The following is a 13,476-nucleotide window of genomic DNA, read 5'->3' on the forward strand; positions in this document are numbered from 1 at the left end:
GAGTCATGAGTTTGAAGAGAGAAAAGCCGTCGGAACAGCGCGAAGTCGCTTCAATTCGCAATGACTATGTCCGCTCGGTTGAACGGAAAGAAAAGCGCCATCAAGCACATAAAGTTCGGTTATTCAGACGTCTGTCTGTTTTTGGCATTTTGGTGTTAATGGCGAGCATTTGGATCGGCACCACTATCTATGCGCAATCCCAGACGATTTCTGAAAAAGAACAGATGCGTGCGGAAACCTTAGCTTCGCTGGAAAAAGCGGAGAAAGAACAGAAGAAGCTGGAAGAGCAGATTCTGCTACTGAATGACGATGAATACATTGCGAAATTAGCGCGCAAAGAGTACTTTTTATCTGAGGACGGGGAAATCATTTTCACGCTTCCAAACGAGGACCAAAAAACAAAAGAAAAAGCCGATGGAAAAGAGTAGTCAGTTGACACTCTTTTTTTGATGGTTATAATAAAAAGTGGGACAAGTGCCCGTTATAAAGAGCTTATGGCCCAAGTCGGTGTCATTTTAATTTTTAAGGAGGAGCATTTTTTTTATGTCGATTGAAGTAGGCAGCAAGTTAGAAGGTAAAGTTACAGGTATTACAAATTTTGGAGCGTTCGTTCAGCTTCCAACCGGTGCAACAGGCCTCGTGCATATTAGTGAAGTTGCTGACAATTATGTCAAAGACATCAACGATCATCTTAAAGTCGGCGAAATGGTTGAAGTGAAAGTGATGAATGTGGAAGCAGATGGAAAAATCGGGCTTTCAATCCGTAAAGCGAAGCCACAGCCAGAAGGTGCGCCACAGCGTCCAGACCGCCCACAACGTCCACGTCCAAGCAACAACCGTTCGTTTGAACGTGCTCCTAAAGAGAACTTTGAAACAAAAATGGCGAAGTTCCTAAAAGAAAGCGAAGACAATTTGACTTCTTTAAAACGCGCTACAGAATCTAAACGCGGTGGCCGCGGTGCAAGAAGAGGCTAACTTGCTAGCTGTTTTAATAGCATAGGAAAATGCTTCAACACAGCTTAACAATTTAAACTGAAACGCTTCTCAATCGGGAAGCGTTTTTTTTATCAAATAAAGCTGGAGGGGTGCAGGGATGGAAAAAATGCAGCTGATTGATGGATTGAATGATTACGAGGTATTTTTAGCGTCACTGAATACTTCAGTGAGAACGGAAGCGGAGGCGAACACGCCGATTGCTGAAGGAAAATGGTCGATTGCCCAAATCATTATGCATCTGGCTGAATGGGACCGTTTCATGAGGGAAGAGCGTTTGCCTCAAATGGAACAAGGCGGGGAAGTGGAGAGATTGCCGGACGTGGATGCGTTTAATGAAGCGGCAGTAAAACCGGTAGCTTCAATGAAATTCCAGGAAGTGCTAGCCCATGCCCAAAAACAGCGGGCCTTATTGGTGCGGGAAATCGAAGGCATGAGCGATGCAAGATGGCATTTCCGCTTTCGCATTGGCCAGCGAGAAATGGATCCGGCTGCGTATTTCGCAGGCATCCTTGAACATGACGCCCATCATCGCCAGCAGATAGAAGATTTTTTGGCATGAAAAAAGCAGCACCCGGTATGGGTGCTGCTTTTAAAAAGAATGATGGCGGCAGAGGGGATCGAACCCCCGACCTCACGGGTATGAACCGTACGCTCTAGCCAGCTGAGCTACGCCGCCTTGATTAAACGAACATTTAATATCATACTATCGAATAGTTGGTGTGTCAATTGCAAGTTGAAAATAATTTGCAGGCTGATGGACATATTGAAATTGAAACAAAAGAGGTGGCCGGTGCATGAACACATTTCATCAGAAATTGATGGATTATATAGACAGCCATCGTTTGCTTGAGCCGGAAGACCATGTATTGGTGGGGTGTTCTGGAGGAATCGATTCATTGGTCTTGCTGCATTTTTTGAAAACCCACGAACAGCGTTACGGCATTCGGCTTTCTGCCGTACATGTAAATCACATGCTGCGAGGAGAAGAGTCTTTGCAGGACCGCATTTTCACGGAGCGCCTATGCGAGGAATGGGGCATCCACTGTTTTAGCCGCGATATTCCGATCCCGAGCATCTTACAGGCAGAAGGCGGCAACAAACAGCAAGTATGCCGGCAGCAGCGCTATGCGTATTTTGCTGAAATCATGAAGAGCAGCGGCGCTAATAAATTGGCCACTGCCCATCATGCAGACGATCAGTTGGAAACGATTCTTTTATCCGGTCTGCGGGGAACGCTTGAAACGGCCAGTTTCGGCATGCCGCAGCGCCGTCCTTTTGAAGGCGGTGAATTGATTCGCCCGCTGCTCGCCGTTACAAGAGAAGAAGTGGCAAATTATGCAGCTGAAGAAAAGATCGCTCATCGCGAAGACTCCAGCAACGCAGAAACGGCTTATACAAGAAATCGCATACGCCATACGATTTTGCCGCTGTTGAAAAAAGAGAATGTGCGAGTATCTGAACATTTCGCAGCACTTGCGGAAGCGATCCAGGAGGACCGGCAGTTTTTATCCGAGCTTGCCCGCATGAAACTGGAGGAAATTGCCGTTTTTGATGGAGGAACCATCTCTTTATCGGCGGAAAAGTTTACTACAGAAGCACTTGCTTTACAAAAAAGAATGGTTCTACTACTATTAAATTATCTATATAATGAGCAGGAAGTGCCGATTAATAAGCATTTGGCAGAACAAATCCGAGAAACGATGGGAAGTTCGTCAGGTACTGTTTATTTGCATTTGCCGGGTCATTATCAGATGGTTCGCGAGTATGACACGGTTTTATTCAGCCGGCGTTTATCGGTTGAACCGACACAATCAGTTATTTCCACTATATCTACGGAGTGGTCTGAAATAATGAATGGTTTTCGCTACAAAGCAGTACCGGCTAGCCAGCTCGATGAAGAAGATGCTGCATATTGGTATTTTGATTCAACGAAAGGGTCATCGTTAGTATTGAGGAGCCGAAAACCGGGGGATCGCATCCAGCTTGCTGGAATGGAGCGCCCTAAAAAAGTGGCACGCTTGATGATTGATGAAAAAGTGCCAACTCTGCAACGGGAAAATTGGCCAGTCATTGCGGCACCAGAAGGTGAAGTGCTGCTTGTGCCAGGTTTACGCCATTCTTGTTTTTTCAGCCGGAACCAACGGCCAAAAGACGATTGGGTACTCATTGAACAACATGTTAAGATCGCAAAAAGCGGATTATAGGAGGTCCACCATGCTAGAGAAAGACATTGAAGAAATATTGATTACTGAAGAACGTTTGCAGGAAAAGGCAAAAGAATTAGGGGCTATGTTAGCGCGTGACTACGCAGACAAATATCCTCTGGCTATCGGTGTATTAAAAGGCGCCATGCCGTTTATGGGAGATTTGATGAAGCGCATGGACAGCTACGTGGAAATGGATTTCATGGATGTTTCAAGTTACGGCAATGCGACCGTTTCTTCAGGCGAAGTAAAAATCATCAAAGATTTGAATGCAAGTGTGGAAGGCCGCGATCTTCTCATTATTGAAGATATCATTGACAGTGGATTGACGCTTAGCTACTTGGTGGATCTATTTAAGTACCGTAAAGCAAATTCCATCAAAATTGTTACATTGCTCGATAAACCTTCAGGTCGCAAAGTGGATTTGAAAGCGGATTACATCGGATTCGAAGTGCCGGATGCATTTGTGGTCGGATACGGATTGGATTACGCTGAAAAATACCGGAACTTGCCGTATATCGGCGTTCTAAAACCTTCTGTTTACAGCGGGGAAGAAGAATAGTCAAGAGTTGGTCACAGACGTTAGAGTTGTCGGCAACGGCAAGGGCTTTTCGTTGTATGCTTAAATGTTCCTATGTTAGTATTTAGTATAGTTTTGGGAAACTTTGTGAGGAGGCTTAGGATGAATCGGATATTTCGATACACCATATTTTATTTACTGATTTTCCTTGTTATTATCGGTATCTTGGGAACATTTAACAATAGTAACCAACCGACTAAAAATATAGGATATAACGAATTTCTGGACGCGCTGGAGAGTGGCGAAATCACGGAAGTAACCATTCAGCCAGATGCCATGGTTTATGAAGTGACAGGGAAGATGGCCGGCTATGAAGAAGGCGAATCTTTCATTACGAACATTCCATTGGAAAACGAAGCATTGACAGCTGAAATCGATGCTGTTGCAAAAGCACAAGATGGCGTTGAAGTAAATTACTTGAAAGCGCCGCAGACTAGCGGTTGGGTTTCATTCTTCACGGGGATCATTCCTTTCATCATTATCTTCATCCTCTTCTTCTTCTTGCTTAACCAATCACAAGGCGGCGGTGGCGGCCGAGTAATGAATTTCGGGAAAAGCAAAGCGAAGCTGTATGACGATCAAAAGCATAAAGTCCGCTTCCCGGATGTTGCCGGAGCAGACGAAGAGAAACAGGAACTTGTGGAAGTGGTTGACTTCCTAAAAGATCCGCGCAGATTTGCTGATATCGGCGCGCGCATTCCAAAAGGGATTTTGCTTGTCGGGCCTCCGGGTACTGGTAAAACACTTTTGGCTCGTGCAGTTGCCGGAGAAGCGGGTGTTCCGTTCTTCTCAATCAGTGGATCGGATTTCGTTGAGATGTTCGTCGGAGTCGGGGCTTCCCGTGTCCGTGACCTTTTCGAAAATGCGAAAAAGAATTCACCTTGCATCATTTTCATCGATGAAATTGATGCAGTAGGGCGTCAACGTGGAGCTGGCCTCGGCGGCGGACACGATGAGCGCGAACAAACTTTGAACCAGTTGCTCGTTGAAATGGATGGCTTTGGCGCAAACGAAGGCGTCATTATCATTGCAGCGACTAACCGTCCGGATATTCTGGATCCGGCACTTCTGCGCCCAGGCCGTTTTGACCGTCAAATCACGGTCGGACGTCCAGACGTAAAAGGCCGCGAAGAAGTATTGCGCGTTCATGCACGCAATAAACCGCTTGATGAAAACGTTGATTTGAAAGCAATTGCTCAACGTACACCTGGTTTCTCAGGGGCGGATTTAGAGAACCTCTTAAACGAAGCAGCGCTTGTAGCTGCCAGACGCAACAAAGCGAAAATCGATATGTCCGATTTGGATGAAGCTTCTGACCGCGTTATTGCGGGACCTGCTAAAAAGAATCGCGTCATTTCGAAAAAAGAACGCAATATCGTGGCTTTCCATGAATCTGGCCATACTGTTGTCGGCTTGACATTGGACGATGCAGATGTTGTGCATAAAGTGACCATCGTTCCTCGCGGACAAGCTGGCGGCTATGCAGTTATGCTTCCAAGAGAAGATCGCTACTTTATGACAAAACCCGAATTGCTTGATAAAATTGCCGGCTTGCTTGGCGGCCGTGTAGCGGAAGATTTGATTTTCGGCGAAGTTTCTACAGGCGCCCACAATGATTTCCAGCGCGCGACAGCTATTGCCCGCAGCATGGTAACTGAGTACGGGATGAGCGATAAGATCGGACCGATTCAATTTGGCCAGGCGCAAGGCGGAAACGTCTTCTTGGGCCGTGACTTTAACTCAGAACAAAACTACTCAGATGCAATTGCTTTCGAGATTGACCAAGAAATCCAACGCATCATCAAAGAGCAGTATATCCGCACGAAAGAAATTCTGACTGAAAAGAAAGAGTTGCTTGAATTGATTGCGAATACATTGCTTGAAGTTGAAACGCTGGATGCGGCTCAAATTCTTCACTTGAAAGAACATGGCACACTGCCGGAACGTTCTTATGAAGCGTTAAACGGAGATTTCGGAAATGATTCAACTACACCGAATCTAAAAAAAGATAACGACGTAAATCCGGATGTGACCGGTGCTCCAGCGGATCCTTCAGCAGGCGATTTGCCGAAAGAAGGCCAAACAGGCGAAGCACGCGGACCAATTCAGGAAGATCGTAAATAAAATGAAATCGAAGCTGTTTGCTGATCCTTTTAAAAGGGACAGCAAACAGCTTTTTTCATTCGGTTAAAGAATATGGGTTTTTCTAATTTGTCTAAAAATATGGTATGATGTGTTGGAAAAATTGTTGATAAATGGGGACGCAAATATGATTTTAGTAATGGATGTCGGCAACACCAATATTGTTTTAGGCATTTATGAGCAAGACCAACTCGCTTATCATTGGCGTTTGGAAACAGCCCGCCATAAAACAGAAGATGAATTTGGCATGCAGATCAAGGCTTTATTGAATGATGCTGGTTTGGCGTTTAACGACATTACGGGCATTATCATGTCTTCGGTTGTTCCGCCGATCATGTTTTCTCTGGAGCGGATGTGCAAAAAATATTTTCATCTTGCTCCGGTAGTGGTGGGCCCGGGTGTTAAGACGGGATTGAATATTAAATACGATAACCCGAAAGAGGTAGGGGCAGACCGGATCGTGAACGCGGTGGCAGCAATCCGCGAATACGGTGCGCCGCTCATTATTGTTGATTTTGGTACGGCAACGACGTATTGCTATATTGATGAACATGAGCAATATATGGGTGGAGCTATTGCGCCAGGAATTGGCATTTCAACAGAGGCGCTTTATGACCGCGCCTCCAAATTGCCGCGCATCGAAATTATCCAGCCTTCTCATGTCGTCGGCCGAAACACGGTGGCTGCCATGCAATCCGGCATTGTCTATGGCTATGTAGGACAAGCGGAAGGCATCGTCAGCCGGATGAAAGCGCAAAGCCGGAAAAAGCCGACCGTGATTGCGACGGGCGGCATGGCTTCGCTAATTGCCAACGAATCCGCCATAATCGATAAAGTGGATCCATTTTTGACGTTAAAAGGGTTATATTTAATATACAAACGCAATCAAGCGTAAAGAAAGGAACGATCACAGTGGGAGATTATTTAGTGCGCGGATTGGCTTTTAACGGAAGTGTCCGCGCTTTTGCAGTCGATACGACTGAGACGGTCGCTGAAGCGCAGCGGCGCCATATGATGTGGCCGACAGCTTCGGCTGCATTAGGGCGCACCATGACAGGCGGCGTTATGCTTGGAGCGATGCTAAAAGGCGACAATAAGGTCACGATTAAAATTGACGGCGGAGGTCCGATTGGATCGATCCTTGTGGACAGTGATGCAACAGGCGGCGTGCGCGGCTACGTCACCAACCCGCAAACGCATTTTGATTTAAATGAAAAAGGGAAATTGGACGTGCGCAGAGCTGTCGGAAATGAAGGGATGCTTTCCGTCGTGAAAGATTTAGGCCTTCGCGAAAATTTCACAGGGCAAAGCCCGATCGTGTCAGGAGAAATCGCGGAAGACTTCACTTATTATTTCGCGGTGTCTGAACAAGTGCCTTCTTCTGTCGGTTTGGGTGTGTTGGTCGATACGGACAATTCCATCTTGGCAGCAGGCGGATTTATCATTCAATTGATGCCGGATACCGAAGACGAAGTCATCAACCAATTGGAAAAGCGCTTATCGGCGATTGAGCCGGTTTCCAAAATGATTCAGCGCGGGTTGAATCCAGAGCAGATTTTAGAAGAAGTTCTGGGAGAAGGAAATGTTCAAATCTTAGATACAATGCCGGTGAAATTTGAATGCAATTGTTCAAAAGAACGATTTGCCGCGGGGCTTATTGGCCTTGGGCAACAGGAACTTGAACAGATGATCAGCGAAGATGGGATGGCAGAGGCCCAGTGCCATTTCTGCCTTGAAACGTACCATTATTCTAAAGAGGAATTAGAAGCGTTCATCGATGAGCTCCAATCTTAATCGTCGGCGGCCCGCACCTTCACCGGCAGAACCCGGGCGCCCGAAACGAAAACTAAAGACAGGGCCGTTGCTTGTCCTGTTGCTTATTTTATTTCTTGGAAATTTACTTTGGTTTATCGCCTGGCTCATCCCGAATGACAAAGGCGGCAGCAAGGAAGAAGTGGCTTCGGTCAGCGGAGATGAAATCACGCGCGAAGAATGGCTAGCAGCAATGGAAGACCAGCACGGCCGCGATACCTTGCTTGAATTGGTCAACCAGAAAGTGATGGAGACAGCGGCGAAAGAATACGGCATCAAAGTCACCGATAAAGAAGTGGACTTGGAGCTGGCTATGCTGCGTTCGACGCAAGACAGCACTGAAACCGCTCTTTTTGCAGGGGATTCCGATCGAGTGCGCGACAAATTGAAAGCCCAATTGATTTTGGAGAAAGTGCTGACGAAAGACGTCGTCGTGGAAGAGGAGCAGATCAAAGACTTCTACGAAGAAAACCAGTCGCTTTACGATGTGCCCGATGCTTACCGCACGCGCATGATTGTGGTTGATTCGATGGAAAAAGCGGAAGAGGCCATTGCTGAGCTTGAAGACGGCTCTTCTTTTGAAGCTTTGGCAAGAGAGCTTTCAATCGATACAGCAAGCGGCAGTTTGGGAGGGGATATCGGCTATATCTCCTCGAAGCAATCCTCCGTTGATGCGGTGATTTCGGAAACGGCGTCTTCATTGGATGTTGGCAAATGGTCAAAACCATTGACCTTGGAAAATGGGGATATTGCGATCATCACTGTTACTGAAAAAGCAGATGGCCAAACGTTTTCTTTCAAAGAAGTTTCAGGGCATATCAGCCGCGAGCTGGCACTAGAACAATTGCCGCAATCGGTAACGCCTGAAGCCTTCTGGAACGAATTTGATGCTGAATGGTTTTACAGCGAATAAAACACCAGGGTTTTCCATGGGCTGCGGCTCAATGGAAAGCCTTTTTTATTGGTAAAAAGCTAACTCGAAAAATTAGGACCTTCTCCTTTTTGGACGATTCATACAATTTGACAGAGTTCCAAAAACACTGATACGATGAAGAGAGTATAATGCAGATAAAATTAGTAGGAATTAGGAGTGTTGACAAATGGCGCGTATTGGAAATTCTGTGGCTGATTTAATCGGTCAAACACCTATTGTAAAGTTAAACCGTCTGACAGGTTCGGAAGATGCAGAAGTCTATTTGAAATTGGAATACTTCAATCCCGGCAGCAGCGTAAAAGATCGCATTGCATTAGCGATGATCGAAGCGGCTGAAAAGCACGGCGATTTAAAAGAAGGCGACACGATTATTGAACCGACTAGCGGGAACACGGGTATCGGCTTAGCGATGATTGCTGCCGCTAAAGGCTACAAATCGGTATTGGTTATGCCGGAAACAATGAGCACGGAACGCCGGAATTTATTGCGTGCTTATGGGGCTGAACTTGTATTGACGCCAGGCCCAGACGGTATGAATGGACCAAATGGCGCCATCAAAACGGCAGAAAAACTAGCAGCTGAAAATGGCTGGTTTATGCCGCAGCAATTCAAAAACGAAGCAAATCCGGAAATCCACCGCTTAACAACAGGGCCGGAAATCGTTGAAACAATGGGCGATCAACTCGATGCTTTCGTATCTGGGATCGGTACAGGCGGTACAATCACCGGAGCGGGCCAAGTGCTAAGAGAGAAGTATCCTGAAATTTTGATTGCGGCTGTAGAACCGACAGATTCACCCGTTCTATCCGGCGGCAAGCCAGGCCCGCACAAAATCCAAGGGATCGGCGCAGGATTTGTTCCAGATATCTTAGACACGAAAATCTACGACGAAATCATTCAAGTAACAAACGACCAGTCCTACGAAATGGCTCGTAAAGCAGCTCGTGAAGAAGGCATTTTAGGCGGCGTTTCTTCCGGAGCGGCAATCTATGCGGCGCTTCAATTAGCTAAGCGCCTTGGCAAAGGGAAGAAGGTATTGGCAATCATCCCGTCAAACGGCGAACGTTATTTGAGCACTCCGCTTTATCAATTCGACGAAGAAAAATAAGCTTTTCTAAAAAAAGAGCGTGCGCCTTGCATGCTCTTTTTTGTGTGGCAAAAAAGGGTTCATTCGCGTTAAGATAAGGCAATGGAAACTACTAGAAAGTGCAGGTGTACATAATGGAGATCAACTTCGAGGAAAAAACGTGGGTAATGGGGATTTTGAACGTTACACCGGATTCTTTTTCGGATGGCGGCAATTACACGACCATCGACAATGCGGTATCCCGTGCTAAACAGATGGTGCGGGACGGAGCGGATATTATCGATGTCGGAGGCGAATCAACCCGGCCGGGCTATACCATGATTTCGGATGAAGAAGAGATCAATCGGATTGTGCCGGTTATTCGAGCCTTGGTTAATGAAGTAGATGCCCTGATTTCGGTTGATACCTATAAAGCAGCAGTGGCCGAGGCAGCTATTGAAGCAGGTGCCCACATTATCAATGATATTTGGGGAGCCAAATACGAACCGGAAATTGCGGCTGTTGCGGCTAAGTGGAATGTGCCAATCATTCTCATGCACAACCGTAACGATACGTCATACGTGAATTTCTGGAAAGATGTAAAGAAAGATATGGAGAACAGCATCCAGATCGCTTTGGATGCAGGTGTTCAAAAAGCGCAAATATGGTTAGATCCTGGTATTGGCTTTGGAAAAACGACTGCTCATAACATTGAAATGATGCAGCATCTCGATCAATTTGTTGCGCTTGGCTATCCCGTCCTGCTTGGAACTTCCCGTAAATCATTAATTGGCAAAGTATTGGATTTACCGGTTGCGGAACGTTTAGAAGGGTCTTTGGCAACGGTATGCTACGGTGTGGAAAGAGGATGCCATATCGTCAGAGTTCATGATGTGAAAGAAACAAGCCGAACGGTGCATATGATGGATGTATTAACAGGGAAACGAATTTATAAAGGAGTGGAGTAATGGATTTTATTCATCTGAACGAAATGGAGTTTTATGGGTATCATGGCGTTTTTCCGGAAGAAACCAAACTTGGCCAGCGCTTTCGATTAACGGTGTCGCTAGCGGTCGATTTGAAGCAGGCGGGCGAAACGGATGCGCTGGAACATACGGTGCATTACGGAGAAGTGTACGAAACGTGTAAATCTGTGGTGGAAGGCGAACCGAAAAAATTGGTAGAAGCTGTCGCGGAAGAAGTGGCCAGCCGCATCTTATCGGAATTTCCGCTGGTCCAAGGAATTCGGGTGCAATTGATCAAGCCGGATCCGCCGATTCCTGGCCATTATAAATCGGTAGCGATCGACATAACGCGAGGAGAATTTGTATGAACATCAGTTACCTCTCACTAGGGTCGAATATGGGAGACCGCTTCGATATGCTGAAGCAGGCTGTGAAATTATTGGATCAGCATCCGCAAATTTGGGTGAAAAGCATATCCTCTTTATATGAAACTGATCCTGTCGGTTATACAGAACAAGAGCCGTTTTTGAATATGGTGGTTTGTCTTCATACGGCAATGACAGCGATCGATCTGTTGGATGTCTGCCAGGGAATTGAACAGAAATTGGATCGCAAGCGCCTCATTAGATGGGGGCCCCGAACGATCGACCTCGACATCCTGCTTTATAACCAGGAGACGATTGAGACTGAACGGCTTGTCGTTCCGCATCCGCGCATGTACGAAAGGGATTTTGTGCTTATCCCCTTAATAGAGATTGCCCCGTCTTTAAAAGAAGAGGCCAAGCCGTTGAACCAGGGCGTGCGTCTCTGGAAAACTTATACGAGTGTTGAAGATTTTATTGAATAATGGCAGTTGAAAAAGATGCAGTTCAAGCGGAAAGTGCAAGCCACCTCAAATTTATGGCAGCTTTCTATGTAGATTGAAGAGAAATTGTGTACAATAGATGAATACACGAACGAGCGTCGTTTTTATAAATAAAGGAGTGTAGGACATGTCAGAAGAGTTAAATGATCAATTAGTGGTGAGACGGCAAAAAATGCAGGCTTTCAGAGAACAGGGAATGGATCCCTTTGGCGCACGTTTTGAACGTACGCACGCTTCTCAGGAAGTCATTGACCAATACGGTGAGTTTTCAAAAGAAGAACTTGAAGAAAATCCACACGAAGTAGTAATTGCTGGACGCATTATGACCAAGCGTGGAAAAGGGAAAGCTGGATTTGCGCACGTTCAAGATCTGCGAGGGCAAATTCAAATTTATGTACGCAAAGATGCGATTGGCGATGAAGCTTATGAAATTTATAATTCTGTAGACTTGGGCGATATCGTTGGCGTTAAAGGAACTGTTTTTAAAACAAATGTAGGTGAATTGTCCGTTAAAGCAAAAGAATTCGTCTTTTTAACAAAAGCGCTTCGACCGCTTCCGGATAAATTCCATGGTTTGAAAGACGTTGAACAACGCTACCGCCAGCGTTATTTGGATTTGCTTACAAGTGAAACAAGCAAAGAAACGTTCATCCTTCGCAGCCGCATTATCCAATCGATGCGCCGCTATTTGGATAACCAAGGATTCTTAGAAGTAGAAACACCGATGCTGCATTCAATTGCAGGGGGAGCGGCAGCCCGCCCATTTATTACACATCACAATGCGCTAGACATGGAATTATATATTCGCATTGCCATTGAGCTGCATTTGAAGCGATTAATTGTCGGCGGACTAGAAAAAGTATACGAAATCGGCCGCGTGTTTCGAAATGAAGGAATCTCTACGCGCCACAATCCGGAATTTACAATGCTCGAGCTTTACGAAGCATACGCGGATTACAAAGACATCATGGCGCTAACCGAAAACTTAATTGCACATGTTGCGCAAGAAGTCTTCGGCACCACAACCGTTCAATACGGTGAAGATCAGATCAACCTGGCACCAGGCTGGAGACGCCTGCATATGGCAGATGCAGTTAAAGAATATACAGGAGCAGATTTCTGGCAGCATATGACCAAAGAGCAAGCCCAAGCTCTAGCTAAAGAACACAACGTAGAAATAAAACCTACTATGGAAGTAGGGCATATTTTAAATGAGTTCTTTGAACAAAAAGTTGAAGAAGAATTAGTTCAACCTACTTTTGTATACGGTCATCCTGTGGAAATCTCACCATTAGCTAAGAAAAATCCTGAAGATGAGCGCTTTACTGACCGTTTCGAATTATTTATTGTTCGTCGAGAACACGCCAACGCTTTCACAGAATTAAATGATCCGATAGATCAGCGTGAACGCTTCGAAGCACAGTTAATCGAAAAAGCCGAAGGTAATGATGAAGCTCATGAAATGGATGAAGATTTTATAGAGGCATTGGAGTACGGTATGCCGCCAACTGGTGGATTAGGAATTGGGATTGACCGCTTAATTATGCTGTTGACTAACTCCGCATCTATTAGAGATGTTTTGTTGTTCCCTCAGATGCGCCCCCGGGACTAATCCTTTTGATCTTATATAATAGAGCTCTGAAATAGAAAATATTCAGAGCTCTATTATTTTTTGTAAATAAGTGTTGCGGTGAAGTATAAGAGGTGCTACAATAATTGATGTCGTGTTTTTAGTAATTAAATCACGAAAAAATATTTTTAAAAAGCTGTTGACTTCTGGTTAACAAGCTGATAATATTGAAAAGTCGCCATTACGAATTGGTGATGAACATGAACCTTGAAAACTGAACAGCAAAACGTCAACGAATACTCGATACGAGCGTTTATCGCGCGTACGAGAATTTGCGAAGGC

The 13,476-nt window shown here is 45.6% G+C and carries 14 protein-coding genes and 1 tRNA gene; 14 read left to right on the plus strand and 1 reads right to left on the minus strand.

Features of this window, described 5'->3' with window-relative positions; all coding sequences use genetic code 11:
* Nucleotides 1-5: 5 nt before the first annotated feature.
* From MTR82_RS07775 to MTR82_RS07785, 3 genes are all read left to right on the plus strand, one after another.
* Nucleotides 6-428, plus strand: coding sequence for an FtsB family cell division protein (locus tag MTR82_RS07775; protein WP_052649504.1), 423 nt, complete (start codon nt 6-8; stop codon nt 426-428).
* Nucleotides 429-543: 115 nt separating this feature from the next.
* Nucleotides 544-975, plus strand: a complete 432-nt coding sequence (locus tag MTR82_RS07780) for a S1 domain-containing RNA-binding protein (protein WP_235197775.1) — start codon at nt 544-546, stop codon at nt 973-975.
* Between the two features lie 118 nt (nt 976-1,093).
* On the plus strand, nt 1,094-1,555 hold the full coding sequence (locus MTR82_RS07785; protein ID WP_246808609.1) for a DinB family protein: 462 nt from the start codon (nt 1,094-1,096) through the stop codon (nt 1,553-1,555).
* Nucleotides 1,556-1,598: 43 nt separating this feature from the next.
* Here the strand turns inward: MTR82_RS07785 and MTR82_RS07790 are convergent.
* Nucleotides 1,599-1,672: transfer RNA gene (locus tag MTR82_RS07790), tRNA-Met, on the minus strand.
* Between the two features lie 118 nt (nt 1,673-1,790).
* On the opposite strand from MTR82_RS07790, the gene tilS reads away from it, so the two are divergent.
* The 11 genes from tilS to lysS all read left to right on the plus strand — a co-directional run bounded on the left by tilS (nt 1,791) and on the right by lysS (nt 13,176).
* A complete protein-coding gene (gene tilS / locus MTR82_RS07795; RefSeq protein WP_246808610.1) occupies nt 1,791-3,200 on the plus strand; it encodes a tRNA lysidine(34) synthetase TilS in 1,410 nt (469 codons plus the stop codon).
* 10 nt (nt 3,201-3,210) lie between these two features.
* A complete protein-coding gene (gene hpt / locus MTR82_RS07800) occupies nt 3,211-3,762 on the plus strand; it encodes a hypoxanthine phosphoribosyltransferase (protein ID WP_246808611.1) in 552 nt (183 codons plus the stop codon).
* Nucleotides 3,763-3,882: 120 nt separating this feature from the next.
* Complete coding sequence (ftsH, locus tag MTR82_RS07805; RefSeq protein ID WP_052649499.1) at nt 3,883-5,904, plus strand: ATP-dependent zinc metalloprotease FtsH; 2,022 nt, start codon at nt 3,883-3,885, stop codon at nt 5,902-5,904.
* A 145-nt stretch (nt 5,905-6,049) separates the two neighbouring features.
* On the plus strand, nt 6,050-6,817 hold the full coding sequence (locus MTR82_RS07810) for a type III pantothenate kinase (protein ID WP_052649498.1): 768 nt from the start codon (nt 6,050-6,052) through the stop codon (nt 6,815-6,817).
* A gap of 17 nt (nt 6,818-6,834) precedes the next feature.
* Nucleotides 6,835-7,716, plus strand: coding sequence for an Hsp33 family molecular chaperone HslO (gene hslO, locus MTR82_RS07815; RefSeq protein WP_246808612.1), 882 nt, complete (start codon nt 6,835-6,837; stop codon nt 7,714-7,716).
* Nucleotides 7,700-8,647 (plus strand): peptidyl-prolyl cis-trans isomerase, encoded by a 948-nt coding sequence (locus MTR82_RS07820; RefSeq protein ID WP_246808613.1) that lies wholly within the window; start codon nt 7,700-7,702, stop codon nt 8,645-8,647. The genes hslO and MTR82_RS07820 overlap by 17 nt, the downstream gene beginning before the upstream one ends.
* A gap of 187 nt (nt 8,648-8,834) precedes the next feature.
* The gene (cysK, locus tag MTR82_RS07825; RefSeq protein ID WP_246808614.1) at nt 8,835-9,776 is read left to right on the plus strand and encodes a cysteine synthase A; all 942 of its coding nucleotides are present in this window, start codon (nt 8,835-8,837) and stop codon (nt 9,774-9,776) included.
* A 113-nt stretch (nt 9,777-9,889) separates the two neighbouring features.
* Entirely contained in the window at nt 9,890-10,702 is an 813-nt protein-coding gene (folP, locus tag MTR82_RS07830) for a dihydropteroate synthase (protein WP_246808615.1), read from the plus strand.
* Complete coding sequence (gene folB, locus MTR82_RS07835; protein WP_246808616.1) at nt 10,702-11,067, plus strand: dihydroneopterin aldolase; 366 nt, start codon at nt 10,702-10,704, stop codon at nt 11,065-11,067. Before folP ends, folB begins: the two co-directional genes overlap by 1 nt.
* Nucleotides 11,064-11,546, plus strand: a complete 483-nt coding sequence (gene folK / locus MTR82_RS07840; protein ID WP_246808617.1) for a 2-amino-4-hydroxy-6-hydroxymethyldihydropteridine diphosphokinase — start codon at nt 11,064-11,066, stop codon at nt 11,544-11,546. The genes folB and folK overlap by 4 nt, the downstream gene beginning before the upstream one ends.
* Before the next feature lie 145 nt (nt 11,547-11,691).
* Entirely contained in the window at nt 11,692-13,176 is a 1,485-nt protein-coding gene (lysS, locus tag MTR82_RS07845) for a lysine--tRNA ligase (protein ID WP_246808618.1), read from the plus strand.
* The last annotated feature ends 300 nt before the right edge of the window (nt 13,177-13,476 follow it).

The sequence above is a fragment of the Planococcus ruber genome, assembly GCF_022819085.1.
Lineage (GTDB): Bacteria > Bacillota > Bacilli > Bacillales_A > Planococcaceae > Planococcus > Planococcus ruber.

Excerpts from the sequence above, each read along its gene's own strand:
- folK (WP_246808617.1), top strand. The coding sequence starts at position 11,064 with ATGAACATCAGTTACCTCTCACTAGGGTCGAATATGGGAGACCGCTTC.
- hpt (WP_246808611.1), top strand. The coding sequence starts at position 3,211 with ATGCTAGAGAAAGACATTGAAGAAATATTGATTACTGAAGAACGTTTG.
- MTR82_RS07780 (WP_235197775.1), top strand. The coding sequence starts at position 544 with ATGTCGATTGAAGTAGGCAGCAAGTTAGAAGGTAAAGTTACAGGTATT.
- MTR82_RS07820 (WP_246808613.1), top strand. The coding sequence starts at position 7,700 with ATGAGCTCCAATCTTAATCGTCGGCGGCCCGCACCTTCACCGGCAGAA.
- MTR82_RS07775 (WP_052649504.1), top strand. The coding sequence starts at position 6 with ATGAGTTTGAAGAGAGAAAAGCCGTCGGAACAGCGCGAAGTCGCTTCA.
- folB (WP_246808616.1), top strand. The coding sequence starts at position 10,702 with ATGGATTTTATTCATCTGAACGAAATGGAGTTTTATGGGTATCATGGC.
- lysS (WP_246808618.1), top strand. The coding sequence starts at position 11,692 with ATGTCAGAAGAGTTAAATGATCAATTAGTGGTGAGACGGCAAAAAATG.
- MTR82_RS07785 (WP_246808609.1), top strand. The coding sequence starts at position 1,094 with ATGGAAAAAATGCAGCTGATTGATGGATTGAATGATTACGAGGTATTT.
- MTR82_RS07810 (WP_052649498.1), top strand. The coding sequence starts at position 6,050 with ATGATTTTAGTAATGGATGTCGGCAACACCAATATTGTTTTAGGCATT.
- folP (WP_246808615.1), top strand. The coding sequence starts at position 9,890 with ATGGAGATCAACTTCGAGGAAAAAACGTGGGTAATGGGGATTTTGAAC.
- tilS (WP_246808610.1), top strand. The coding sequence starts at position 1,791 with ATGAACACATTTCATCAGAAATTGATGGATTATATAGACAGCCATCGT.
- cysK (WP_246808614.1), top strand. The coding sequence starts at position 8,835 with ATGGCGCGTATTGGAAATTCTGTGGCTGATTTAATCGGTCAAACACCT.
- ftsH (WP_052649499.1), top strand. The coding sequence starts at position 3,883 with ATGAATCGGATATTTCGATACACCATATTTTATTTACTGATTTTCCTT.